Source organism: Roseivirga sp. BDSF3-8 (genome assembly GCF_041449215.1).
Lineage (GTDB): Bacteria > Bacteroidota > Bacteroidia > Cytophagales > Cyclobacteriaceae > JBGNFV01.
This window is the reverse complement of the sequence record NZ_JBGNFV010000002.1, coordinates 159,529-184,732: the sequence shown is the minus strand read 5'-3', so window position 1 is coordinate 184,732 and position 25,204 is coordinate 159,529. Positions and strand designations below refer to the sequence as shown.

The window sequence follows — 25,204 nt, the reverse complement described above, 5'->3', positions numbered from 1 at the left end:
TTAACAAGACCCTCCTGCTACTCTACAAACCCAAACACCTTGGGCAACCATAGGCTCAACTCGGGGAACAAGCTAACCAGCACCAGCGCAACCAGCATGGCAGCGAAGAGGGGCAGCAGAGGGCGTATCACCTGCTGAATGGAGGTTTTAGCAACGCTGACGCCGATGAAGAGGACAGCGCCTACAGGCGGTGTGCAAAGGCCTATACAAAGGTTGAGCACCATGATGATGCCGAAGTGAACCGGGTGTATGCCAAGGGTGGTGGCTACTGGTAAAAATATGGGGGTAAAGATGAGTACGGCCGGGGTCATGTCCATAAAGATGCCTACGGCGAGCAGGATGACATTAATCAGCAGCAGCGCCACCAGGGGTGAGGTGTCGCTGTCCAGCAGAAAGGCGGTGATCATCTGCGGAATATTCTCATAAGACATCACCCATGACATGGCTATGGACATAGCTATGAGCATCATTACCACGGAGATGGTGGAGGCTGACTCGACAAGAATGGCACGAAGGTCTTTGACCTCTACCTCTTTGTACAGAAAGGCCAGCACAAGGCAGTACAACACGGCGACGGACGACGCTTCGGTGGCGGTGAATATACCGGCTACGATACCCCCCATAACTACAATGAGCAGCGACAGGCTGGGCAGGGCATGCAAAAAGGTAGTGAAGACCGTTTGCAGGGAGGCGCGCGGCTGGGTGGGGTAGTTCTTCTTACGGGCCCACACGTAGGCCACTGTCATGAGCATGAGGCCGGTGAGTATGCCGGGCACATAGCCTGCCAGGAACAGGGCACCTATACTGATACCCCCGCTTGCCAGGGAGTAAATGATGAAGATATTACTAGGGGGTATAAGCAGGCCGGTAGTAGCGGAGGTAACATTCACCGCCACGCCATAGCCCTTTCCATAACCTTCTTTGTCCATTTCATCCGACATGAAACTGCCGATAGCAGCGGCGGCGGCACCGGCCGAGCCGGCAATGGCGCCGAATAGCATGGCCGCCATTATGTTCACATGGGCCAGACCGCCGGGCAGCGAACCTACCAGCGCGCGGGCAAAGGCTACGAGGCGACTGGCGATCCCTCCCTTATTCATGATATGTCCGGCAAGGATAAAGAAGGGAATAGCCAGCAGGGAAGTACTGTCCAGGCCGGTGACCACACGCTGCGCCACCGTGGTCACGGCAGGCAGTGAAGGTACGCTTAGCAGAATGGTAAAGAGGCTGGCAATGCCTATGCTCCAAACAATGGGCGTACGCAGGGCCATGAGTATGATGAAGGTAAGGGCAAGTATCGCTATTTCCATTATCTCCGGGGTTGGATTAGCTGCATCAGATCGTGCAGTTTATAATAAATGATGAACAGGCCGGAGAGCGGCAAAACCACGTACACATAGCCTACGGGTAGCTGAAGGGCAGGTGACACCTGCCCTAGCGTGAAGGAAATATAGATGTAGCGAAGTCCGCCTACCACGAATACGGCAAATACAAAGAGGATGACGATAACGGAAATGAACATATGAAGCCGTCTGCGGCCCTTCTCGCTAAGGTATCGGGGCAGCAGGTCTATGCTGATATGCAGATTGCTGCCAGCTGCGTAGGCAGCACCGAGTATGCTCACCCATATCATCAGGAAGCGTGACAGCTCGTCTGACCATTCGCTTTGGTTATTCAGCAGGTAGCGCGTGGCCACACCATACAGCACATCGAGGGTCATAAGAGCCAGTAATACCACGATCACAATCTCCAATGCCCGGTTTACGGCATTCCGCATTCAGTCCAGGTTTTTTATGTCGTTTATCAGTTCGTACAGGTCCGGGTCATCTGCCTTTAAGTCCTGTATCATGCCCTGCGCTTTTGTCTCAAAAGCACTTTTTTCCGGGCGGTATATCTTTACTCCCGCTTCCTGCAGGGCCACCATGGCCTCCGCCTCGGCCTCCTGCCACAGCTTACGCTGGTAGACGGTGGCGCTGTCCACAGCCTGCATGAGCCAGCCCCTCTCCTCTTCGCTAAGGCGCTCCCATACCAGGGTGCTGATGACGAGTATATCGGGGATGCTGGCATGTTCGTCCAGGCTAAAGTACTTGCACACCTCGTAGTGGCGGGAACTGTAAAAGCTGGGAATATTATTTTCGGCACCGTCTACTACCCCTTGCTGCAGGGCCGTGTACAGTTCACCCCAGGAGATGGGAGTGGGCGAGCCACCAAGCCGCTTGACCATGTCAATGGCGGTGGGGCTTTGCATCACCCGGATCTTCAGGCCCTCGAGGTCGGCGGGCTTTTCTATTGGCTCTTCCTTGGTATAAAAGGAGCGCTCACCGGCATCGAAATAGGTAAGGCCGCGCAGCCAGTATTCCTGGCCTTCCAGCAGAAGCTGCTGGCCGATGGGGCCATCGCACACGGCAAAGCGGTGTGCATCGTCGCGAAAAAGGTAGGGAAATCCGAATACTTTCAGGCGTGGGGAGAAATTTTCCATTACTGCAGCGGAAACCTTGGTCATGCCCAGGCTGCCTATCTGCAGCAGCTCCAGGCACTGCTGCTCAGAGCCAAGCTGGCTGCTGGGATAGATTTCAAGCGTTAGCTGTCCGCGGCTGTTCTTTTCCAGCTCACTGGCCATATACACCATGGCTTCGTGCACAGGGTGTTCCACTCCCAGGCTATGCGCCAGTTTGATCGTGCGCTCGCTTTCCTCGGTGTGGCAGCCGGCAAACAGGCACACTACTCCCGCCATACATAGCCACATGAGGCACCTCATGATTGACGGACGTTTGAAATGACTGACAGGACCTCGCTGGTTTTACGGGCCAGCAGGTCATAATCTTTGGATTGGAGAAGGTCTTTGGTGATAAGTTGAGAGCCCAGGCCTACACAGACAGCTCCGGCAGCCAGCCACTGCTTTAGGTCATCCGGATCAGTCGTAACCCCTCCGGTAGGCATGATGCGTGTCCAGGGCTGAGGGCCTGCCACGGCTTTGATAAATTCAGGCCCATAAACGGACGCAGGAAATAGCTTGACAATGTCACAACCGAGTTCTTCTGCACGGGCTATTTCTGTCAGCGAACCGCAACCCGGCGCATACAGCACCTTGCGGCGATTGCAGGTTAGGGCAATGTCTTCACGCAGGACAGGGGTCACTATAAATGAGGCGCCCATATTCATGTAGGCCGAAGCCGTCGCCGCATCAGTAACCGACCCGGCTCCCAGGTACATACCCGGCAGCTCCTCAGTTGCCATTTGAGCCAGCTCTTTAAACACATCTGCGGCGTGAGCTCCGCGGTGGGTAAATTCAAAGAGACGGGCCCCTCCGCGATAAAGAGCTTTCACCACCTCTATTACCACGGCGGTGTCGGCATGGTAGAACAAAGGCACAAGCCCGGTTCTTTCCATTTCCTGTGCTACTGATATCCTGGATATGTATGTCATTGGGTTTACTTAATATTCTACCGGGACACCTGACCTACCCGGTCTCCTTTCATGAGGTCTTCCACCTCCTGTACACTTACCAGGTTGGCGTCGCCGAATATGGTATGTTTGAGACAGGATGCAGCGGTAGCAAACTCCACCGCCTGCTGGTCGTCCTGGCCCTGCAGAAGCCCATAAATAAGACCGGCCGTAAAGCTGTCTCCGGTACCGATACGGTCGGTAATGTCACTAATATCATAAGTAGCCGAACGGTGCCTCCCTTTGGGGCCGAATAGTTCGCCGGACCACTTATTATGCGAGGCGCTGATCACTTCACGGGAGGTCACTGCTATACGCTGGAGGGCCGGAAAGCGGTCGCGCAGCCTGACGGAAAGCTCCTGGGCACAGTCCTCACCAGGTTCAGGGGCTATGTCAAAGTACTGTTTGCAGGCGTACTCGCCCACAATGGCCACATCACTACTACCTACCAGTGGCTCCATTACCTCACCCGCCTTGCGGCCATAGTGCCACAGGTTATTCCGGTAGTTAAAATCGGTGGAGACGATGACTCCCATCTGTCTGGCGGCCTCTATCGCTTCTGCACAAACCTCCGCTGCCGTGGCGGATATGCCGGCCGTAATGCCCGACCAGTGAAACCAGTCTGCCCCTTTCAATACCTTTTGCCAGTCCACCATGCCTTTTTCAATGGTGGTCATGGAGGAAAAAGCCCGGTCATACACCACCCGGCTCCCCCGGTGGCCAGCGCCAATCTCGATGAAGTACAGACCGAGGCGATCCCCGCCGTACACAATATGACCTGTGCTTACGCCATTACCCCGCAGTTTTTCTATCACACAGTCAGATAGGGCATTGTCAGGCAGCCTGGTAATATAATCTGTCCGCAAGCCAAAGTGAGAAAGGGAAAGGGCCACGTTCAGCTCACTGCCCCCATAAATAGCATCATAGCAGGCAGCCTGGCGAAACCGCTGATGACCGGGAGGGGAAAGACGCAGCAATACCTCTCCGAACAAGACGACTTTTTTGGGTTTATCAGACATTATACTGCCTTCAGGTTTTTACCGACTGATCTGGGAAATTTAAAATATTCGCTGGCATTATTATAGCAAATGTCCTCTACTACCTTACCTATCCATTTCATGTCTTTAGGTAAATAGCCTTTTTGCATATCATCGCCTAGTATATTGCATAGCACACGGCGGTAGTACTCATGCCGTGGAAAGGAGAGGAAGCTGCGGCTGTCTGTAAGCATGCCAATGGTGCAGCTCAGCAGCCCCATATTAGAGAGGGCCTCTATCTGCCGGGTAATGCCGTCCTTCTGGTCCATAAACCACCAGGCGGCACCGAACTGCACTTTGCCCCGTATGCCCTCCTGGCTAAAGTTACCCGCCATGGTCGCAAATACTTCGTTATCAGCCGGGTTGGAATTATACAGAATGGTCTTGGGCAGGCTGCCTTTTTCGTTCAGTTTATTAAGGAAAGCCGCCAGCTCTTCGGCCTGCTTAAAGTCTCCGATGCTGTCCACTCCCGCATCGATCCCGATACGCTCCAGCATGGCTTTGTTTGTATTGCGGATAGGGCCAAGGTGTAGCTGCATGGTCCAGCCCATCTTGTCATAACAGGTAGCCAGAAAATGCATGATGGCCGACTTAAAGCTGGCCTCTTCTTCCGGGCAGATATCCGTACCTGTCAGGCGCTTTTTCAAGATAGCACTGGCTTTGGCCTCATTCACCCCTTCGCCATAGGCATGAGGCAGTCCATGGTCGGAGAGCCTGCAGCCCCGGTCATGAAAATACCTGATACTCTTCATCACCGCCTCTTTAAGTGACTCCCAGTCCCGGATTTTCACCCCCGTGTTTTGCCCCATCAGGCGGAGGTAATCGGCAAACTCATCCTTCTCCGCATTGATGAGGCCATCAGGCCGGTAGGTGGGCAGCATACGGAAACCCTCTTCCGTACCTGCCACCTGTTTGTGTGCTGTCAATTCATCCAAAGGATCGTCCGTAGTGCACACAACGTTTACGTTCATTCGCCGGATTAGGCCTCTTGCCGAGAACTCATCATCCTTCAGCATCTCATTTACCTGGTCGTAAATGGCGGCCGCATTATCCGGAGTGAGCAAATCGGTGATACCAAAGTACCTGGTCAGCTCCAAGTGAGTCCAGTGGTAGAGGGGATTGCGAAGGGTGTAGGGAACAGTCGAAGCCCAGGCCATGAACTTCTCCTTATCGGATGCACTTCCGGTTATGAGCCTCTCCTCTATGCCCAGTTGCCTCATGGCCCGCCACTTGTAGTGGTCGCCCTCTATCCACAGTTGGGTGAGGTTTTTATACTTTCTGTCTTCCGCCACCTCAGCAGGGGGCAGGTGACAGTGATAATCGATTATAGGCAGGCTGGCTGCATACGTGTGGTATAGCTCACGGGCATGCTCAGATTCCAGCAAAAAATCGTTATGGATAAAATCAGTCATTCGTCTTAACGTAATGTCACAGTCGTTTCGGCCATGGCAGGGGCACCTAGCTCAAAGCTTTTTTTCACCGGGCTGGATCCACCGGCATACAGGGTAAAGTCGCCACGTTCCAGCACTTTTTCACCCTCCATATTTACCAGTGCAAAGTCACCGGCTTCCAGTTCAAAGCTCACCGACTCCGATGCGCCAGGCGGCAGGTTTACCCGCTTCACGCCCTTCAGGTCATAATTAGGCACCCTTACCGAGGCCTTCATGTCTTTGAGGTATAGCTGTACCACCTCTTCGGCAGGCACACTCCCCTCATTTTTTACCTGAACTGTCACGGTTAGCTTATCTCCCCTGGATATCCGCTTATCCGAGACCTTTATTTCGCTATAACTAAAATCCGCATAGCTCAGGCCATAGCCGAAGGGATAAAGCGGTTCTTCGGTCATGTATTTGTAGGTGCGCCCTTCCATGGTGTAGTCCTCATAGTCGGGAAGCTGGTCCAGTGATTTGGGAAATGTGATGGGCAGTCTGCCGGAAGGGGACGTTTTGCCAAAGACCACATCGGCTACGGCATTGCCTCCCTCCTGGCCCGGGTACCACACCAGCAGCACCGCGTCCGCCAGTTCATGCACCTCGGAGAGGTCCATAGGGCTGCCGCCGGTGATTACTGCCACGATGGGCTTCTCACCCGCTGCCTCGCGCAGCTTTCGCAGGTAGTCAATCTGGTTTTCAGGCAGTTGATAATCGAGGCGGTCGCCGAAGGTGGGGGAAGCAATCGACTCGCCCTCCTCGCCTTCCAGCAGCCCGGAGAGGCCAAGCACGGCGATGGTGACGTCACTGGTACCTGCCAGGCCCGAGGCCCAGTCCTGTGGGTTGACAGGCTTGCGGTCCAGCATGGCCCCAAGGCGGTACTGAAACTGGCTGCCAGGCGCTACGGCTGCAGCCAGCCCTTCCATTATCGAGACCATCTCAGGGTTTACGCCGAAGTAGTTACCCAGCAGAATATCCACACTTGCGGCATTAGGTCCGGTCACAAAATACTGCGAGAGGTCATTCTCAAGGGGCAGCACGCCATTATTTTTCAACATGACGATGCTCTTTTGCGCTACTTCCCGGGCGAGTTGGCGGTGCTCATCGCTGTTGATTACATCCGTGGCTATTTCATCATAGGGATTACTGCCCATAGGATCAAACAGGCCGAGCTTAAAGCGGGTACGCAGCAGGATGGCCAGTTGCTCATCTATCTCATCTTCCGTTACCAGGCCCTGCGCTACGGCCTCGGGCAGTGAGGGGTAGGAACTACCGCAGTTAAGGCTGATCCCGCTTTTGACTGCCATGGCCGAAGCCTCTGCTGCATTGGCGGCCACGCCATGGCCATTTTCCTCATTGTAAAAGTCCACAATGGCCCAGCAGTCGCTGAGTACGTGTCCGTCAAAGCCCCATTGGTTACGCAGCACATCCGTAATCAGGTACTCATTGGCACAGCAGGGCTCACCATTGGTACTGTTGTATGCACACATGATGGCCTCTACATCTGCTTCCTGCACCAATGTGCGGAAGGCAGGCAGGTACGTCTCCCACATGTCTTTCATACTGGCCTCGGCATTGAACTGGTGCCTTAGTTTTTCCGGGCCGCTGTGTACAGCGTAGTGCTTGGCACAGGCGGCTGTCTTCAGGTAGTCGGGATTATCTCCCTGCAGGCCGCGCACAAAGGCAGCGCCTATGGCTGCCGTCAGGAAAGGGTCTTCTCCGTAAGTTTCCTGTCCCCGTCCCCAGCGCGGATCGCGAAATATGTTAATGTTGGGCGTCCAGAAGGTAAGGCCGCCATACTGACGATGGTAGCCCTTTTCTTTAGCTGCATTGTGCATGGCGCGGGCTTCGTCGGAGATGGCGGAGGATACCCGCAGGGCCAGGTCTTCATCAAAGGTGGCTCCGAGGCCAATGGCCTGGGGAAATACGGTAGCAATGCCCGAACGCCCCACGCCGTGCAGGGCCTCGTTCCAATAGCTGTAGGGAGGTATGTTAAGTCTTTCTATGGCAGGGGTATTATGCGTCATCTGCAGCGCCTTCTCCTCCAGGGTCAGGCGTGAGATAAGGTCCTCGATACGCTCCTCCAGGGGAAGGCTTGTATCATTAAAGGGAAAGTCGGGTGCTGAAGAATCTTCGGGTGATGAAGGGGTATCTGATTGGTTTTTTACTCCGGCAGCAATAGCCACAAATGCAATAAAGGCTATCACATACCTTAAGGTCAAAAGGGGATTCTTCATATGTGTTTATTCTTTTGGGAACGTTAATATAGAAATTAACACAATCGATTGCGCAATTTTTTGTGTTTTTTATGATTATTTAATTTTTTTATCCCATATTCATGGATGTTTAGCCCATTTTTACATTGAAACAATTGCAATCGATTCCTAGCATACACCCAAATAACCTTCGTCTGTTCTCTCTTCTGTTGCTATTATTTCTGGTTTGCCTTACCGGTAATTCACAGGCAACTGATGGCTATAACCTGTGGCTCACCTACAGGCCTCTGCAGGACAAACCAATAACTGACACATATAAAAAGCTTACTGAAAAAATATGTTTCCCTGCCGGGGGTCAAACCCTTGAGGTGGCCCGCGATGAACTTGACAGGGGGCTGTCCGGCATGCTGGGCACTACCCCCTCCCTGCAGGAGGAAATATCCGATAATGCCACCCTCATCCTGGCTACGTACAGCCGCTTACCCGCCAGGCTGCAGAAGAAGGTTGGGGATATGGAAATGGCAGGTGAAGAAGGCTACCTTCTCAAGGTGGTAAAGGACAAGGAAAGGCCTGTGCTGGTGATATCGGCTAATACAGATACCGGCCTGCTGTACGGCACCTTTCACTTGCTGAGATTGATGCAGACGGAAAAGTCTCTGGAAAACATGTCACTCGTGCAAACGCCAAAAACGGACATCCGGGTGCTGAACCACTGGGACAACCTGGACCGTACCGTAGAGCGGGGGTATGCGGGCTTTTCTATCTGGAACTGGCATAAGCTGCCGGAGTATATCGACCAACGCTACATAGATTATGCGCGGGCAAATGCCTCTATAGGCATCAATGGCACGGTGCTGACGAATGTAAATGCTAATGCGCTGGTGCTCACCCCAGCTTATCTGCAAAAGGTAAAAGCCCTGGCGGATGTCTTCAGACCCTATAGTATCAAGGTTTACCTCACTGCCCGCTTCTCGGCCCCTATCGAAACAGGTGGCCTGGACACTGCCGATCCGCTGAACGAAGAGGTCGGTGCCTGGTGGCAGCATAAGGCGGCTGAGATTTATGACCTTATCCCTGACTTTGGTGGCTTCCTGGTAAAAGCTAATTCAGAGGGACAGCCCGGCCCGCAAAACTACGGGCGTAACCACGCAGACGGGGCCAATATGCTGGCCAAAGCCGTGGCCCCACATGGGGGCATCGTTATGTGGCGGGCTTTTGTGTACTCCGAGCATGATGTGACGGACCGAGCCATGCAGGCCTACAGTGAATTTGTACCCTACGACGGGCAGTTTGCCGATAATGTACTGATCCAGGTAAAGAACGGGGCCATAGACTTCCAGCCGCGCGAACCTTTTCACCCCATGTTTGGCGCCATGCCGGACACGCCGCTTATGATGGAGTTTCAGATTACCCAGGAATACCTCGGCTTCAGCACCCACCTGGTATTCTTACCCAAAATGTATGAAGAGGTGCTTGACGCCGATACGTACCGGGACGGAAAAGAGGCAACCGTGGCAAAGGTGATAGACGGCACGCTTACCAACAAGGAACTTACGGGTATAGCGGGTGTGGCTAATATCGGCACGGACCGGAACTGGACGGGCCATCCCTTCGGGCAGGCAAACTGGTATGGCTTTGGCCGCCTGGCCTGGAACCCTTATCTGTCTTCTGAGGAAATAGCGGCTGAATGGTTACAGATGACCTTTTCGAACGACGAGGCATTTGTAACGCCTATGACGGATATGCTGGTGGACTCACGCGAGACGGTGGTTAAGTACATGACACCCCTTGGCCTGCACCATATTATGGATGCGGGACACCACTATGGCCCTGGCCCGTGGATAAAGGACATGCCCCGCCCTGACTGGACGTCGGTATACTATCATAAAGCAGACAGCGCGGGCATAGGCTTCGACCGTACGGTAGCTACTGGCAGTGGAGCCACCGCTCAGTACGCACCGGAGGTGGCGGAAATATTCAATGACGCTGAGGAAACACCCCGGGAGCTGCTTCTGTGGTTTCACCACCTGCCCTGGGGCTATAAGATGGAAAACGGCCGCACGCTCTGGCAAAATCTGGGCCTGACCTACCAGGAGGGTGTGGATGAGGTAAAAGAAATGGAAGCGCGGTGGGAAAAGATGGCGCCGTATGTGAATAAGCAACAACATGAGCAGGTGAGCATGCTGCTGGATATACAACTTAAAGAGGCTAAATGGTGGAAAAACGCCTGCATGACCTACTTTCAGCAGTTTTCCGGCAGGCCATTCCCTGAAGGGATGGAAAAGCCGGAGAAGCCTCTCTCATACTATCAGTCATTATCATTCCCCTATGCGCCGGGCATTCGGCCTAGCTGGGATTAAACCCTAAAATTGAAGATAAATCAAACATGGATAAAAGAGTAGCGATCGTAACAGGGGGTAACTCCGGACTGGGTCTGGCAACCGCACGGAAATTCTGTGCAGAAGGCGTGATCACCTATATCATAGGACGCTCTGAGGAAAAGCTGGATAAGGCCATGGCTGAACTGGGAGAAAATGCCCGGAAGCGTGCCTGTGACCTTTCGGACCTGGAGAAGATTCCCGGCCTGATAGCGGACATAGCCAAAGAAGAGGGCCGGATAGACGTGTTGGTGAATAATGCCGGCATCAATATGAAAAAGCCCTTTCTGGAAGTGACTGATATGGAGTTTTCCAATATCATACTGACGAACGTACAGAGTGTATTTGCGGTAAGCCGCGAAGTAGTGAAGGTGATGAAAGAACAGGGCCAGGGGACAATCGTAAACATCAGCTCGATGGCGGCGCAGTATGGCATCCCGAAAGTAATTGCCTACTCGGCCAGTAAAACGGCGATAGAGGGCATGACGCGCGCTATGGCGGTGGAGTTGGCAGAAATGGGCATTCGCGTAAACTGCGTAGCTCCGGGCTTTATCGAGACACCCATGTCGGCCAAAGCTCTGAACAATGATCCTGAGCGAAAGAATAAGGTAATGTCACGCACGCCGATGGGCAAAATGGGCCTGCCGGAGGATATAGGTGATACGGTTTACTACCTGGCTTCTGCCGGGGCAAAATATGTGACCGGCGTAACTATACCGGTAGATGGTGGCAACAGCATAGGCTTTTAGCATGCAAAAGATGCTGAAAACGATGCGCTGGTTCGGCCCGCATGATGCGGTCCGGCTACGGGATATCCGGCAGGCAGGCGTAAGCCATATCGTTACGGCCCTGCACCAGATACCGGTAGGTGAGGTGTGGCCGGAAGAGGCTATACGGGAGCGCCAGGAAATACTCCGCAAAGAAGGCCTGGAATGGGCCGTGGTGGAGAGCCTGCCGGTACATGAGGACATTAAGCGGGGCCGCGGAGAGCGGGCGCTGTACATAGAAAACTACAAAACCAGTATACGCAACCTGGCGGCGTGCGGCATACAGGTGATCACGTATAACTTTATGCCTGTGCTGGACTGGATCCGGACGGATCACGCCTGGGAAAACGCTGACGGCACTCGCACGCTTGCGTACCGGCACGTGGCATTTATTTACTTTGACCTGGAGCTGCTGAAGCGGCCCGGTGCCGAAGCGGACTACACGCCGGAGCAGATAGCCGAAGCGCGCACCTATGGCAACAGCCTTTCGGACAGTGAGCGCGAAGGTTTATTCCGCAGGGTGCTGCTGGGCCTCCCGGGAAGTAAGGAGAACTTTACGGCAGAGCAACTACTGGAGCTGCTGGCAGGCTACGCTGACATCGATTCGGAAACGATGCGGCGCAACCTGATCCACTTCCTGACTGAGGTAACGCCAATTGCGGCTGAGGTGAAGGCGAAGCTGGCGATCCATCCGGATGATCCGCCCTTTTCGCTGCTGGGGCTGCCCCGTATTATGAGCACGGAAGAAGATGCGCGCCTGGTATTTGAGGCGGTGCCCGGCACGGCCAACGGCTTGTGCTACTGCACGGGGTCTTTCGGCGCACATCCGCAAAACGATCTGCTGCGCATCATAGATACCTATGGCGACCGCATCCACTTTCTGCACCTGCGCAATGTGGCGCGGTCGGGAGAAAAAGACTTTCGCGAATCTGCCCACCTGGAGGGGGACAACCCCATGCGGGCGATCATGCAAAAACTGCTGCAACTGATGGAGCAGCGTAATGTGGTGCTGCCCATGCGGCCGGACCATGGCTTCCTGCATGACCTGGAGGCGAATACGGACCATTACCCGGGCTATTCGCTTATAGGCAGGCTTAAGGCTCTGGCCGAACTTTCCGGTCTTGAAAAGGGCCTGATTGACTCTGAAAGATGACAAACCCAATAAAATGAGAAGACTACTAATCGTACTATTCTGCTTTCTGGCGATAGCCTGTAATAATGACGGCGAAGAACCGCAGCCTGTAGCCCCTGCACCCGGTGGTGGTGGCGGAGGCGGTAATGGCGGCGGAGGGGGCAGCAGCGGCGACCCTTTCACCTACGTGCCCACTGAAAGCCTTAAGGACATAGCCTCCTACCCGGTAGGTATGATCGTATCGGCCAGCAAGCTGGGCGGCACGTCTTCCAGCAACCTTACCTTTAAGGAAATACTGGAAGATGACTACAATAGCATCACGGCGGAGAATGATATGAAGATGGCGAACATCTTCCGCGGCCCGGGCAACTATGACTTCAGCGACGGTGACGCGATAGTGGCCTATGCCAAGGCCAACGGGATGCGCGTCCATGGCCATACGCTGGTATGGCACAGCTCTATTCCGGGCTGGCTCAATAGCTTCAGCGGTACAGACGAGGAGTTTACGCAACTCATAGAGGACTACGTAAAAGCGACAGTAGCCCACTTTGCGGAGGAAAAAATGATGGTTAATGGCGAGGAAGTGTCCGTAGTAGCTGGCTGGGACGTAGTAAACGAGGTGTTTGAGGGAAATGACCTTCGCAACACGCTCTTTCTGCAGCGGATGGGCTACGACTATGTATCCAAACTTTATACCTGGGCCCGTGAGGCAGATCCTGACGTAAAATTATTTTACAATGATTATAACGTGGCCAGTAACGAATCTAAGCGAAACGCCATCATTACCATGGTCAGAGACTTTCAGACAGATGGGGTGCCTATAGACGGCATCGGATTCCAAATGCACATAAACCATGACTGGCCACCCCGTGCGGATATTGCGGAGGCCGTGCAGGAAGCTACTGCCACCGGCCTGCTCATCCACTTCTCAGAACTGGACATCCGGGTAAACTACAATGACGACATCAGTGAACTGACGGAGGAACGGGCGGCCTCGCAGGAAGCCAAATACAAGGAAGTAGCTGAAGAGTATGCCAACGTACCTGCCAACCAGCAGTATGGCATCACTATCTGGGGCATGCGCGACCAGGATAGCTGGATGTATGACGGGGGCACAGAGTGGCCTCTCATGTATGACAATGACTTTGATTATAAAATAGCCCACCGCGGATTTGCGGAAGGGCTGTAACCAGACCGATCTATGAAACACATACAATCCATTAAATATTTTCTACTGGGCCTGACAGCCATGGGCTTTATGGCCTGTGGCGGAGATGATGAGTCGCCCGAACCACCGGAAGAGGTGGTGGAGGAACCGGCCTTTACGGTAACACCGGACCCTGCTACGACTTACCAGACCATTGATGGCTTCGGCGGAGCCAATGGCATTTTTAACAACTCCCTCAACCCTACGGCCTCAGATGCCCAAAAGGCTTTTGGCACGGGCAGCGGAGACCTGGGGCTGAGTATCTTCCGAATAAAGATACCCTATAACCAAAGTGACTGGCAGGCGCTGATAGCTCCGGCACAGGAGGCACTGAAGTATAATGTGAAGATCATTGCTTCGCCCTGGTCCCCTCCCCCGGCCCTTAAAAACAATAATGACCCCGTACGTGGCTACCTGCTGGAATCTAACTATGGGGAGTATGTAGACCACCTCAATGCTTTTGTTGACTTCATGGAGACTAACGGGGTGGACCTGTATGCTATTTCTATACAGAATGAGCCGGACTGGGAAGCAACGTATGAGTCATGTGACTGGACGGCGGACCAGATGGTGACTTTCCTGGCAGACTATGGCGACCAGATAGATGACCGGGTACTGGTGGCAGCACCTGAGTCACTGAATTTCAGTGATGACTTTACCAATGCCATTCTGAGTAATAATGAGTCAGCACAAAACATGGACATTGCTGCCGGCCACCTGTATGGCGGCGGACTGGGGCCCTTCCCGATTGCTGAGCAAAAGGGTAAGGCCATATGGATGACGGAGTACCTGCTTAACCTGAATGTAGGTGACTGGCGGGGCGCTGACGAGTCGACGAAATGGGAAGAAACCCTTACTATGCTTAACAGCATACATGAGTCCATGGGCTATAACTGGAATGCGTACATCTGGTGGTACCTGAAGCGGTATTACTCTTTCATAGGCGATGGCGAGCAGGGCACCACCCGGGGCCTCATCCTGAAGCGTGGCTATGCTTTCTCTCACTACTCTTACTTTATCAGGCCAGGCTATACCCGCATTGGCCTGCAGGGCAACTCCAGCAGCCTGCGCATGACTGCCTACGAAGGCGACGGCAAAGTGATCATTGTGGCCATTAACCCCGGTGCCTCTACGGTATCGGATGTGGGTATCAGCTTGCCCAGCGGGCTTACCAGCGCCACGTCTTATACCACAACCCTTACGTCTGACCGGGTAGAGGCCAGTCCGGAGGTGGAGGAAGGGCTGATCATGGTGGACATTCTGCCGCGCAGCGTAGTCACCTTCGTACTGGAATAAAACTTTTTCACTTCGTAAACACCTGAGAGACGCTTATACGGGCGTCTCTTTTTTTTATGCCGTGCCTAATTAAAACAGGCCCTTTCAATCTACTATGGTTTATACTGTTCGGTATAAACTAATGACATCCTTGATCGCCACTTTCTCATTTAAGGCCCTTTCTCCTGTACATATTCCTATATTGTTAAAAAACGTAATCATCCGGACTATCTATGAGGCTGTTTTATTTATTGCTTTTAATAAACTTAATGCCCTGTTTCACCCCGGCATTTGGCAGTACACCCGATATAATTACACCGGACACCTTTCTGGGTATTACCTTAGGTAATACAAGCCTGGAAGTGGCTGATTCTATTCTACTAGCCTATTCTTACAAAGAGCCATTAAATACCTTTCGCTATTTCACCTATTCAAGCGGTGCTGAAAGGACTTTTCACTACAGATTATTTTACATAAAAGTCAGGAAAGCGAAAATCAGGGTGTTACTTGCCGGTAGAGATAAGGTGGGAGCGATAAATCTGTACTTTTTGAAACCAGGAACCATCAAATTATATAACATCACCCCTGGCAAAACCAGGGTCAGGATATTATCGTCTCCTGTAGCGATCGAATCATATTTGCAAGGCTCTCCCCAGGTGGTATTTAATAACCTTATGGATGATTCGATTAGTGTAGAATTAAGCTATAGAGATATACGAATAAAGAGACCTGTTAAAAGTGAATCTGCCCCGGAAGAGGAGTGGCGGAATAAAAAGATTAAAGAAATTGTACTCCTGAAAAGCCTCTGAGCACCCCGGACAGGTGCTATAGCCCCAATACCCCCTTACCTGAATACCTTTACTTTGTATTGCCTGAAACGACTGGTCAACTCCTGCCAGGCTTCGTCCTTCATTACTGAAGAACAGTGCAGAGGCATGCGGAAATCACTCAGGACTATACGAATTCCCTTCGCCCTAATACGAGGCTGCTCGTTTATTACCCCTCTGATGTCCTGAAGCCTGTATACCCGCTTGTAAAAGGGGTTAATGTAGCTGCTTACTGCCAGGTACTCCCTGCTTAGGTAAACGTATTGGGTATCGAACAGAAATAAAAGGGATAGACAGAGGCAAAAGACTGTGCTAAAAATAAGTATAGCCGGATCCCAGGCGACCAGATTTACCAGAACCCACACCCCGGGGCCGCTGCTGAGGAAGCTAGCCCCGAACCGCTCGGCATCAGTCATATCTGCATGCTTTACAGGCTTCGGAGCAGGCTTATCTCTATACAAAAGATCCACCGGCTTTTTTCTTTTCCTTAGCTCAATGACTGCATGCAGGGCCTGCAATAGTACGGGGTAATTGCGGTAGTACTTTTTGTACAATATCAGGTGCTTGTTATCTTTAAGTGTAACCCTGCAGGCAGGACCGTTGAGGGCGTCGGTTCGAAGGGTATCATGAAAAAGCGCTATATCCGCCACATTCTGCCAGGGCACAAAGGTCCGGGGAATGAGTCTGCCTGCATATATCCCCTCATTATCCATCCGGACACTGAGGAGGTTATTGTGATACATGGCAAAAACATACAGCCCCATTACTAAACACAGCAAGGCGGGAAGCGCGGCTATGGTGATACCTTTCTCACCAAAGCTAATGGTAATTAACAGTGTCCCCAACCCAATAAAAAGTATCGCTACAATGAGTATAAAGCCAATAAAGAGCAGATTATACCGGCTCTTTATGACGTTACTACCGGCTGTTTCTCGTTTGGGCATTCACAGGGCTGTTGATTTAAACGCACCGCTAAACTAGCAAAAAGCCACAGAGCTGGTGGTGGTGATGGAAGTTTGGTCTGCTGCCTACTCTATCTTACCCGTTCTAAAGGGGGAGGCTGGCAGCCCCTCGCTATTGTAGAAGTTGACCTTGTCGGGGTTATCAGACCAGGCATAGCGCAGGTACTGAGGCTCATCAATACCATCACTCCATACTACCACCTTGTCGCCCCGGATTTCGGCCCGGGCCCATTCAAACTTTTTATCCTCCCCGGCTATGGCAAACCAGCGAAGGGGCTCTCCGTCCCGGGACACCAGGCCGCTGACGGCATGGTCGAAGCTAAGCACTACCTTATTCCCTTGTACTTCCGCTGAGCGGAAAAGCGGGCCGGAGTAGGTAATATCATCTTCCCCATAGGCCACGTGGCGGGCCGCCAGTGCCAGGCGGTCGCCTACCGGTTTTTTATTGCCGGGATGGATGTCATTCCACTCGCCGAGGTCTATGGTCACGGCCATGCCGGTATGAGGCAATGCCAGGGCCCTGAGCTGCGACTCGCGCAGCCGCGCCCAGCTACTTTCTGCGGGCAGGTAGTTCACTTCCATAAAGTTGGGTAGCTGAGCGTAGAGAAAGGGCATGTCAGGCATCTCCCATTGCCTGCGCCAGTCATTGATGAGCGCGGGCAGCAGTTCCCCGTACTGCTCTGGCCGGCCTGCGTTGCTTTCTCCCTGGTACCACACGGCGCCCTTTATGGCAAAATTCGTGAGCGGGGCAATCATACCGTTATAGAAGCTGCCTGGCTGGTTACGCATGGCAATGCTTTTGGGAGGCGGTGGGGGTACGGGGTAGGCCGCGCCCACTTTATAGTGCCAGTACCCTTTGAGGTCGAGGGTGTCTCCTGCTGTAGCCAGGTAGTAGGGTTTATCGGGCACAAAACCGCCCTTACCCCAGTTATTCACGACGCGAATGGCGAGCGTGTTCTTTCCGGCTTTCAGCAGGCCGCTGGGCACATGATAGCGCCTTTGCGGGTACTGGTATCCGGTGCTCCCTATCTTTTCGCCGTTTACGTACATCCCATCCGCATCTACTATACGGCCCATCTCGATCAGGGCTGGTTTCTCTGCCATATCAGCGGGTATCTCTATCTCACGACGGTACCACACTACGCCGTTCAGGTCACGTACACCCTGGTCTTCCCAGTAGCCCGGCACATTTATCCGGCTCCAGTTTTTGGGGGTATAGGCAGGTTCATACCATTTTTTATCCCCGGCAAGGCCCTGGTCTTCAGGCAGGGTTTTGGCCCGCTCCCGGTTTATACTGTCTGCCCGGCGGTTGGTGCCGTATACATACGCGGTGTCTTTGTTCTCATTGAGGGTAGCTATAAAATCCGGAAACTCCTTTAGCCCTTCCTCGCTGATCCAAGCCTCTATCGGCGAGCCTCCCACGCTGGAGTTGATGATGCCAATCGGCACGTCATATTGCTCCTGAAGATGTTTTGCAAAGAAGTAGGCCACTACTGAAAAATCGAGGATATGGTCGGCCGTGGCGGGCAGCCAGACGCCCTCCGGCACATCATAGGCGGGTTGAATGAACACCGGGTTATTCGGAATTTTGATCTGCCTGATGCGGGTGTTATTGGCGGCTGCGATCTCATCTGCATAGCGAATGCTGTGGCGCCCGAGGTAATGCTCCATATTTGACTGGCCGGAGCAAAGCCACACATCTCCTACCAGTATATTGGTTAGCTCAATCCGGTTTTTACCCCTTATCTGCATGGCGTAAGGGCCACCGGGCTTCTGGGGTTTCATTTTTACGGACCAGCGGCCATCCTTGTCTGTCAGGGCCGTATAGTTACTGCCTCTGAAAGAGACCGTGACCCGCTCTCCTTTATGCGCATAGCCCCATATGGTCAGCTCTGTATCGCGCTGCAGGACCATGCCATCGCTGATAAGACGGGGCAGGCTTACTTCGGCATAAGCCGGGGCGGTAGTGAAACAAATCAGCAACAGTACCAATCGCAGGCCGGTGCTTATAAATTTGGTCAACATACAGATCAGGTTATGGGTTGGTATTTGTCGGGTTTACAGTAATGGTCGCCTCTTGCAGGCCAGGTGCACTGGCCGTAACCGTCAGGGTACCTTTGGCGCCTTGATTATAACGAACTATCGCCAGAATATAGCCATTGAAGGCCTCACGGGTGGCAGAAGGAAATGGGGTCATATTGGTCGGATCTCCATTATCGGTGGCGACCAGCTCACCCGGGCCTTCCACCGTAACACTCACGGGGTCATTGGCATCGGGCACTGTCAGCCCTTTTTTGTCTGCCACTTTTACGGTGATAAAGGCCAGGTCTTTGCCGTCGTTCACAATCTCATTCCGGTCGGCACTGGCAATAAGCATGTGAGGGGCGCCGGTGGTCTTCACTACATCTTCTGCCCATTCCTTCCCGTCCTTATATACGACAACGTTTAGCTCACCGGGTTCATATGTGACATGGTCCCAGCGCAGGCGATATTCATAGGCTCCTTTCTTTTTCCTGCCGAGCGACTTACCGTTCAGGAAAAGCTCAGCCTCATCGCCGGAGGTAAATACATGGACCGGGGTCACCTCCCCCACCCTGTCCGGCCAGTTCCAGTGAGGCAGTATGTGTGCGATGGGCAGGTCCGGCCGCCAGCGGGACTGGTAGAGGTAAAAGCGGTCTTTCTTAAAGCCAGCAAGGTCTATGATGCCAAAGTAGGAGCTGCGCGAACTATAGTATGGGGTTGGCTCCCCCAGGTAGTCCCATCCGCTCCACACAAAGCCGCCAGCCACATAGGGGTGCTGGTCTATTGAGCGGAAGACCTTGTCCGCACTGGAGCCAAAGTCTGCTGTGTATAGCTCATAGGCACTGACATGGGCCGATTGGGGATCGCCCCCGACGCCGTCGCTGACAGGCGAGCTTATGCCTTCTGCCACGGGAAAGAGGTAGGTGCCGCGGCTGCTGAGGGCGGCTGCATTTTCACTGCTGATGATGACCTTATCAGGGTATTTTTCATGAAAGGCGGGATAAAGAGGCGACGTATTGATGCCTTTAAGGTGTGCATAGGCGGGTGCATTGCGTATGCCCTCCCCCTGGTAGTTAAGGTTGATGACTTCCATGGCTTCCGGCATAGGCATATCCGGCTTGGCGTAGTTCATAGAGGCTGTGGTGGGGCGGGTGGGGTCTTCTTCGTTCACCATATTCCGCAACCGCATGGCCAGGGCGGCGCCCTCCTCTCCGGTGTATTGTTCCCCTACTTCGTTGCCGGTACTCCACATGATGACGGAAGGGTGGTTACGGTCGCGCCGCACGAGTGCCCGCAGGTCCTGCTCGTGCCAGTCGGGAAAGATCAGGTGAAAGTCCAGCGGGGTCTTTTTACGTTCCCAGGAGTCAAACATCTCATCCACTACCAGAAAGCCCATGCGGTCTGTCATATCCAGCAGAGCAGGTGCCGGGGGGTTATGGGCCATGCGTATGGCATTTACCCCGAGTTCTTTCAGCATGTCCAGTTGGCGCTGCGCCGCCCGCCCGTTGAACGCCGCCCCGAGGGCGCCGAGGTCATGGTGCATGTTTACACCTTTAAGGTACACAGGCTCTCCATTTACCATTAGCCCCTTTTCCCCGTCAAAGGTGATGGAACGAATGCCAAAGGTAGTTTCATACGTATCGATGAGCCGACCCTCCTGGCGCACCTCCGTTACAGCGGTGTACAGATGGGGCTTTTGTGTGGGAGGGGGTCCCCACAGGCGTGGATCAGATAGCTTGAGGCTGTACTCAGTACGGTTCCTGGCACCTGCCTTTATCCTGATGTTTGGCTTATCAAAGGTGGCGGCTTCGGGCCCGGGCCTGCCCTTTTCATCTACTTCATAGACGCGCGTAAGCGCTTCCACGGTTGCCTCTGCATCAGTATCATTGGCCAGGGTTAGGGCCAGATTGATGGTGGCGGAAGTCTCAGATACCTGCGGGGTGGTTATCCGGGTGCCCCACTGGTCTACATGCACGGGGTTGGTTTTTACCAGCCACACATCACGGTACAGGCCTCCGCCGGGATACCAGCGCGAGCTGTTGGGTGGGTTATCCAGGCGGATGGCCAGTTGGTTCTCACCGCCGTAGCTTAGATAGGGCGTCAGGTCCAGGCGAAATGAAGAATACCCGTAGGGCCAGCCTCCCACGAGGTGACCATTCAGCCATACCATGGCGTATGACATGGCTCCCTCTATGTCCAGGAATATGGATTTGCCTTCGTCAGAGGCAGGAATATGAAGTTGGCGGCGGTACCAGGCTACGCCAGGGCTTGGGAGGCGTCCCATGCCTCCCCCCACGGCCGCGTCAGGCCCTTGCAGAAATGGGCCTTTGATAGCCCAGTCGTGCGGCAGATCCACTGTCTCCCAGGCCGAATCATCATAATCATATTGCACAAAGGGAAAGTCGCTGCCAGGCTCACCAGCAGGCCGCTCATACCGTGTAGCAGGATCGGATATGAAGGCGTTGCCCGCAGGCATGATCCAGGGCTTCAGCACCTGCTGTTCAGCGATCACTTCCACCGCCTCGGTCGGTTTGGAGTCGGCCGGCTTATCATCCTGCGCGTCAGCCACCTGTGGTCTCACATCATAGATGAGGGTATCCGGCGTCTCCTGAGGGCCGTATTTTTTAAACTGCCAATCTGAGTTTAGTGATAGCCGTTGCCTCTCAGACTGGTCTTTTTCCAGGGTTTGTACTGTAGTGACGGATTCACATCCCCAAAGGAGCGTGATAAGCAGTAATAAAAACGGTGTTTGTACTTTTTTTAAACCAAATAATTGCCGGTGAGGCGGGTTTACGGCTGTTTTCATAACTCAAACTACCTAAGTAATTCTATTTATGCAATCGATTGTGTATATTTCCATAGATTGATTGCTTTTAGCGTACCGTTGCCTGGTCGGCCAGACGATGTATTGCATACAAATGATGTTGGAGGGGCGCCGGACAAAGCTCATTAGTTTAGTCATTAGAAGCTCTAACCATATAAAGGCAGTACTCTGGGTGGTTGTGTGGATGGCGGGTTGAACCCGTTTTCCCAGACAAATTTGTCTTTTTTAAAAGCAATCGATTGTGTGAATTATTGATCAGTAAATGCTGATCGCAACTTATGGTGCATAACCCGAAACCAGCTATGTCAGGACTGTTTCCGACATATTTATTGATATATCTGTTCCGCCCGGCCTCTATCCTTCGGGTCGCATGGGGCGTAGGGTGTTTCGTGCTGCTGCAGGTCCATGTATATGCCCAGCCCTTACCGGCTGCTTTGCCTTACTCGGCCACGTATGGCCTGCCGCGGCTATCTACCTATGTGCCCGTACTACAGGACCAGGCAACGACGGGCAGGGGTAGCTATCGATTTGCGGACAGGTACCTGACGAATTTGCAGCCTGAGGATGCGGGGGAATGGCAGCAGGGAGCTTATGGCAAGGTGTGGCGAATAGGTCTTCATGCCCCTCAGGCCCGGTCACTTTACCTTACCCTCTCTTCGTTTCACCTGACTGAAGGCGTACGCCTGTATCTCTATGCACCGGGGTACCATGATATGATGGGTTACGACGCTAAAGATACTAATAAGTGGGGAACGCTTTCTACGCCGGTGATTGGGGGGGACCGGCTGATTGTGGAATTGAATATCCCGCCGGGCCATGATACTTATGGCTCTCTAATCATATCAAAGGTATACAGGGGCTTCAGAGAACCCGGCCAGGAGGGGTATGGCGGCCAAACGGATACCCGTACAGGTACTTGCTACGAAGGGATTAACTGTGCGCAGGGCAGGAACTGGCAGACGGAGAAAAGGGCGGTTGTGAGGATTGTTTCGGACGGTCAGATGAGTACGGGCACTCTTATTGCGAACACGGGAGGCACGTCTGAGCCCTACGTAATTACGGCTAACCACACGATGTTTAACAGGACAAAGGCGGCAGAAGCTGTCTTTTACTTCAACGATGAATACCCCGCCTGCGATAAGGGGTCGGCCGTTACCTCCTATACCCTTAGCGGCAGCTCGCTTGTAGCCACTGACCAGGCGCAGGACTTCTCGCTGCTGAGGCTGCACGAGGTGCCGCCGGCTTCCTACATGCCTTACTATGCGGGCTGGGATGTTTCAGGCAACAGGCCGCGCCGTGCTGCTACCATTCACCATCCCTGGGGAGCAGACAAGCAGATTGCGATGGAATACCACCCTTTACAAAGTGTGGTCTTTACCATCGGCAATACGTCCTCTGCTGCGTGGCGGGTGGCTCACTGGGAGGCAGGTACCACACAGCCCGGCTCCTCGGGGGCACCACTGTTTAATGAACACCACCGCCTCACGGGGGTGCTGGCAGGTGGCGGTGCGGACTGCAGCGATCCGGCAGATGACTACTTCAGTAAGCTCTCGCAGGCCTGGGAGCAAACGCCTGACCCTGCCGGGCAGCTCAGGCACTGGCTGGACCCGCTACAGACCGGGGCCACCACCACTGATGGGTATGATCCCTATGGATTCAGCGCCTCATACTGTGATACGGTATGGAACCTGGAGAGGGCAGCACCGCCGGCACTCAGCCGGGAGGGGTTTGCCTGGGGATCAATTTCCGGACATAACCCGGCTCACCACACCCGCTTTGCAGAAAAGTTCAGGTCTGTCACTTCCAACCGCCTTCCCGGGTGCTACTTTCATATTGCTGAAGTACCTGCAGATAAGCCTCTGTTCCCTATAAAAGTGACGGTATGGGAAGGCACCTCCTACCCTGAAAAAGAGGTCTACTCAAAGCTTATTTTCTCTGATGAGCTACGCGCACACAGCCTACACTATATCGCTTTTGATTCGCTGGTGACTGTGCAGGGTACTTTCTTTACGGGTTATGAGATCGATTATGATGATGGGGCCAGCCGCTTTGCGGTCTACCACAGCCCCAGGGGAAACCCCTCCCGTGCAGGCTCTATGTATGTGTATGATGGGACCTGGCATAAAGCCGATGAGCTATACCCCGATCTGGCTCCTTTATCTCTGAGAATAGGCCAGGTACACTGTTATGGAAACATAGCCGGGCCTGAAGGAGAGGGCCATTATATATATCCTAACCCTGCCAGGGACTATGTCTCTATAAATACGCCAGCGGGTGAGGTCGTGTATGAGGCACGCTGCACGGATAGTAAAGGCCGGACTGTACCCGTAGCGCTTTCATATGATCCGGCTGGGCAGGAGTTGCACTTTTCATTGCCGCCGGGAAGCTATTACTTAACGCTTATAACCTATTCACATGTGTATACCACGAGGCTACTTGTACTACCTAATTAATTAACCCAATAATGTATTTTCCTCTTTCATATCAGCATGTCTATATATTACTCAAAGCTATTGGCACTGTACTCTTGTGTATTGTCAGCACCACTGCCTATCCCTATGAAGGCCCCTTGCCCTCTGTAGATGATAAGAATGCCGGTGTATACATTACGGGGCTGAAGGTATTCACCGGCCCGGTGGACAGGGGGGCAAATGATGGTGTGATAAAAAAGAATATAATAAACGGGCAGGGGGTGAGCTTGCCTCCTGACTATGTTTCCTTTGTCATAGAATTTAACTCATGCGAACCTGCCCACTCCACGCCGGGGTATGCCTACAGGCTGCAGGGCCTTGAGGAGGACTGGAATCAAGTAGGGGTACAACAGTTTGCTTCTTATACAAGCCTACCTCCCGGCACTTATGTATTTGAAGTGAAAATAGAAGGCCAATCTATGTATAGCGGGGTATCTGACACGGTAGAGATCACTATCCCTCCTACCTTTTGGAAGAGCCCTAAGGCCTACATTTTATATATAATACTGATACCCGGTATGATATATGGTTTTGCCAATTTATATACCATAAAGCCGAGGAAGGATCTTGCTGTGCAGACTGAGGTCACAGACAGGGCGGAGGAAGAAATACTTTCCGCTGGCCACACGCCTGAGGGGGCGAAGCTAACCGGTACACAAGGACCTAGGGAAAAAAAGCAGCCCCGAGGGCGAATATCACTTACTAAATCAGCACCGGAGGCATGCATCCTGCCTGAAAAGCTAAGCAGAAACAACGCAGATGAGCAATTTCTGAGCGAAACGCTGGACTTCATCTATCGTAATATGTCTGACGGAGACATTAGCGTGGAGAGGCTTGCCGCTCACTTTCATATGAACCGCAGCAATCTATACAGAAAGATAAAGGCGATTACCGGGCAGACGGCTACCGAATATATCCGCACGGTGCGAATGAAGAGGGCGCTGAAGTATATGGAGACGGGGGATAATAATATATCCGAAGTCGCCTTTAAGGTGGGCTTTGATTCACCCGGATATTTCACGCGCTGCTTTAAGAGACAATTCGGCCTTACCCCCTCCCAGTACCGGCCTGCCCGTGAGAAAAAGGGGCTGTAAAGGGGCTATTTTTCGCTGGGGTAAAAAGGACTTTCTGACAGGAAGGATTTTTTACCGTCTTGCATCATTTGTCGCATCAAAAGTATCATTTGTGGCGGTTAAACGGCATTCTAACTGG

The 25,204-nt window shown here is 53.1% G+C and carries 18 protein-coding genes; 8 read left to right on the top strand and 10 right to left on the bottom strand.

The window, feature by feature from the left end; translation table 11 throughout:
• Positions 1 to 17 precede the first annotated feature (17 nt).
• Genes AB9P05_RS24505 through AB9P05_RS24475 form a run of 7 tightly spaced genes read right to left on the bottom strand, consistent with a single transcriptional unit; the run spans position 18 to position 8,148 of the window.
• The gene (locus tag AB9P05_RS24505; protein WP_371911540.1) at positions 18 to 1,310 is read right to left on the bottom strand and encodes a TRAP transporter large permease; all 1,293 of its coding nucleotides are present in this window, start codon (positions 1,308 to 1,310) and stop codon (positions 18 to 20) included.
• The gene (locus AB9P05_RS24500) at positions 1,310 to 1,777 is read right to left on the bottom strand and encodes a TRAP transporter small permease (RefSeq protein WP_371911539.1); all 468 of its coding nucleotides are present in this window, start codon (positions 1,775 to 1,777) and stop codon (positions 1,310 to 1,312) included. Before AB9P05_RS24500 ends, AB9P05_RS24505 begins: the two co-directional genes overlap by 1 nt.
• Positions 1,778 to 2,758 carry a TRAP transporter substrate-binding protein gene (locus AB9P05_RS24495; RefSeq protein WP_371911538.1) on the bottom strand — a complete coding sequence of 327 codons (981 nt, stop codon included), beginning with the start codon at positions 2,756 to 2,758 and terminating at the stop codon, positions 1,778 to 1,780.
• The gene (locus tag AB9P05_RS24490) at positions 2,755 to 3,426 is read right to left on the bottom strand and encodes a bifunctional 4-hydroxy-2-oxoglutarate aldolase/2-dehydro-3-deoxy-phosphogluconate aldolase (RefSeq protein WP_371911537.1); all 672 of its coding nucleotides are present in this window, start codon (positions 3,424 to 3,426) and stop codon (positions 2,755 to 2,757) included. Before AB9P05_RS24490 ends, AB9P05_RS24495 begins: the two co-directional genes overlap by 4 nt.
• 17 nt (positions 3,427 to 3,443) lie before the next feature.
• Complete coding sequence (locus tag AB9P05_RS24485; RefSeq protein ID WP_371911536.1) at positions 3,444 to 4,463, bottom strand: PfkB family carbohydrate kinase; 1,020 nt, start codon at positions 4,461 to 4,463, stop codon at positions 3,444 to 3,446.
• Positions 4,463 to 5,893 carry a glucuronate isomerase gene (uxaC, locus tag AB9P05_RS24480; RefSeq protein ID WP_371911535.1) on the bottom strand — a complete coding sequence of 477 codons (1,431 nt, stop codon included), beginning with the start codon at positions 5,891 to 5,893 and terminating at the stop codon, positions 4,463 to 4,465. Before uxaC ends, AB9P05_RS24485 begins: the two co-directional genes overlap by 1 nt.
• Positions 5,894 to 5,898: 5 nt before the next feature.
• Positions 5,899 to 8,148: a glycoside hydrolase family 3 C-terminal domain-containing protein gene (locus AB9P05_RS24475; protein WP_371911534.1), complete on the bottom strand. Its 2,250-nt coding sequence runs from the start codon at positions 8,146 to 8,148 to the stop codon at positions 5,899 to 5,901.
• A 134-nt stretch (positions 8,149 to 8,282) separates the two neighbouring features.
• Between AB9P05_RS24475 and AB9P05_RS24470 the strand changes: the two genes are divergently transcribed.
• The 6 genes from AB9P05_RS24470 to AB9P05_RS24445 all read left to right on the top strand — a co-directional run bounded on the left by AB9P05_RS24470 (position 8,283) and on the right by AB9P05_RS24445 (position 15,695).
• Entirely contained in the window at positions 8,283 to 10,487 is a 2,205-nt protein-coding gene (locus AB9P05_RS24470; protein WP_371911533.1) for an alpha-glucuronidase family glycosyl hydrolase, read from the top strand.
• Between the two features lie 26 nt (positions 10,488 to 10,513).
• A complete protein-coding gene (locus AB9P05_RS24465; protein ID WP_371911532.1) occupies positions 10,514 to 11,254 on the top strand; it encodes an SDR family NAD(P)-dependent oxidoreductase in 741 nt (246 codons plus the stop codon).
• Position 11,255: 1 nt separating this feature from the next.
• Entirely contained in the window at positions 11,256 to 12,425 is a 1,170-nt protein-coding gene (uxuA, locus tag AB9P05_RS24460; protein ID WP_371911531.1) for a mannonate dehydratase, read from the top strand.
• Positions 12,426 to 12,438: 13 nt separating this feature from the next.
• The gene (locus AB9P05_RS24455) at positions 12,439 to 13,593 is read left to right on the top strand and encodes an endo-1,4-beta-xylanase (RefSeq protein ID WP_371911530.1); all 1,155 of its coding nucleotides are present in this window, start codon (positions 12,439 to 12,441) and stop codon (positions 13,591 to 13,593) included.
• Positions 13,594 to 13,605: 12 nt separating this feature from the next.
• Complete coding sequence (locus tag AB9P05_RS24450) at positions 13,606 to 14,907, top strand: hypothetical protein (RefSeq protein WP_371911529.1); 1,302 nt, start codon at positions 13,606 to 13,608, stop codon at positions 14,905 to 14,907.
• A gap of 248 nt (positions 14,908 to 15,155) precedes the next feature.
• Positions 15,156 to 15,695 carry a hypothetical protein gene (locus AB9P05_RS24445; RefSeq protein WP_371911528.1) on the top strand — a complete coding sequence of 180 codons (540 nt, stop codon included), beginning with the start codon at positions 15,156 to 15,158 and terminating at the stop codon, positions 15,693 to 15,695.
• A 35-nt stretch (positions 15,696 to 15,730) separates the two neighbouring features.
• Here AB9P05_RS24445 and AB9P05_RS24440 read toward each other — a convergent pair whose 3' ends face one another.
• The 3 genes from AB9P05_RS24440 to galB all read right to left on the bottom strand — a co-directional run bounded on the left by AB9P05_RS24440 (position 15,731) and on the right by galB (position 21,503).
• Positions 15,731 to 16,657, bottom strand: coding sequence for a hypothetical protein (locus tag AB9P05_RS24440; RefSeq protein WP_371911527.1), 927 nt, complete (start codon positions 16,655 to 16,657; stop codon positions 15,731 to 15,733).
• 84 nt (positions 16,658 to 16,741) lie between these two features.
• On the bottom strand, positions 16,742 to 18,700 hold the full coding sequence (locus AB9P05_RS24435) for a sialate O-acetylesterase (RefSeq protein ID WP_371911526.1): 1,959 nt from the start codon (positions 18,698 to 18,700) through the stop codon (positions 16,742 to 16,744).
• A gap of 10 nt (positions 18,701 to 18,710) precedes the next feature.
• The gene (galB, locus tag AB9P05_RS24430; protein ID WP_371911525.1) at positions 18,711 to 21,503 is read right to left on the bottom strand and encodes a beta-galactosidase GalB; all 2,793 of its coding nucleotides are present in this window, start codon (positions 21,501 to 21,503) and stop codon (positions 18,711 to 18,713) included.
• A 320-nt stretch (positions 21,504 to 21,823) separates the two neighbouring features.
• Here galB and AB9P05_RS24425 point away from each other — a divergent pair, with 320 nt between their 5' ends.
• Both AB9P05_RS24425 and AB9P05_RS24420 read left to right on the top strand, forming a co-directional pair.
• Positions 21,824 to 23,974, top strand: a complete 2,151-nt coding sequence (locus AB9P05_RS24425; protein ID WP_371911524.1) for a trypsin-like peptidase domain-containing protein — start codon at positions 21,824 to 21,826, stop codon at positions 23,972 to 23,974.
• 11 nt (positions 23,975 to 23,985) lie between these two features.
• Positions 23,986 to 25,086: a helix-turn-helix domain-containing protein gene (locus tag AB9P05_RS24420; RefSeq protein WP_371911523.1), complete on the top strand. Its 1,101-nt coding sequence runs from the start codon at positions 23,986 to 23,988 to the stop codon at positions 25,084 to 25,086.
• Positions 25,087 to 25,204 lie beyond the last annotated feature (118 nt).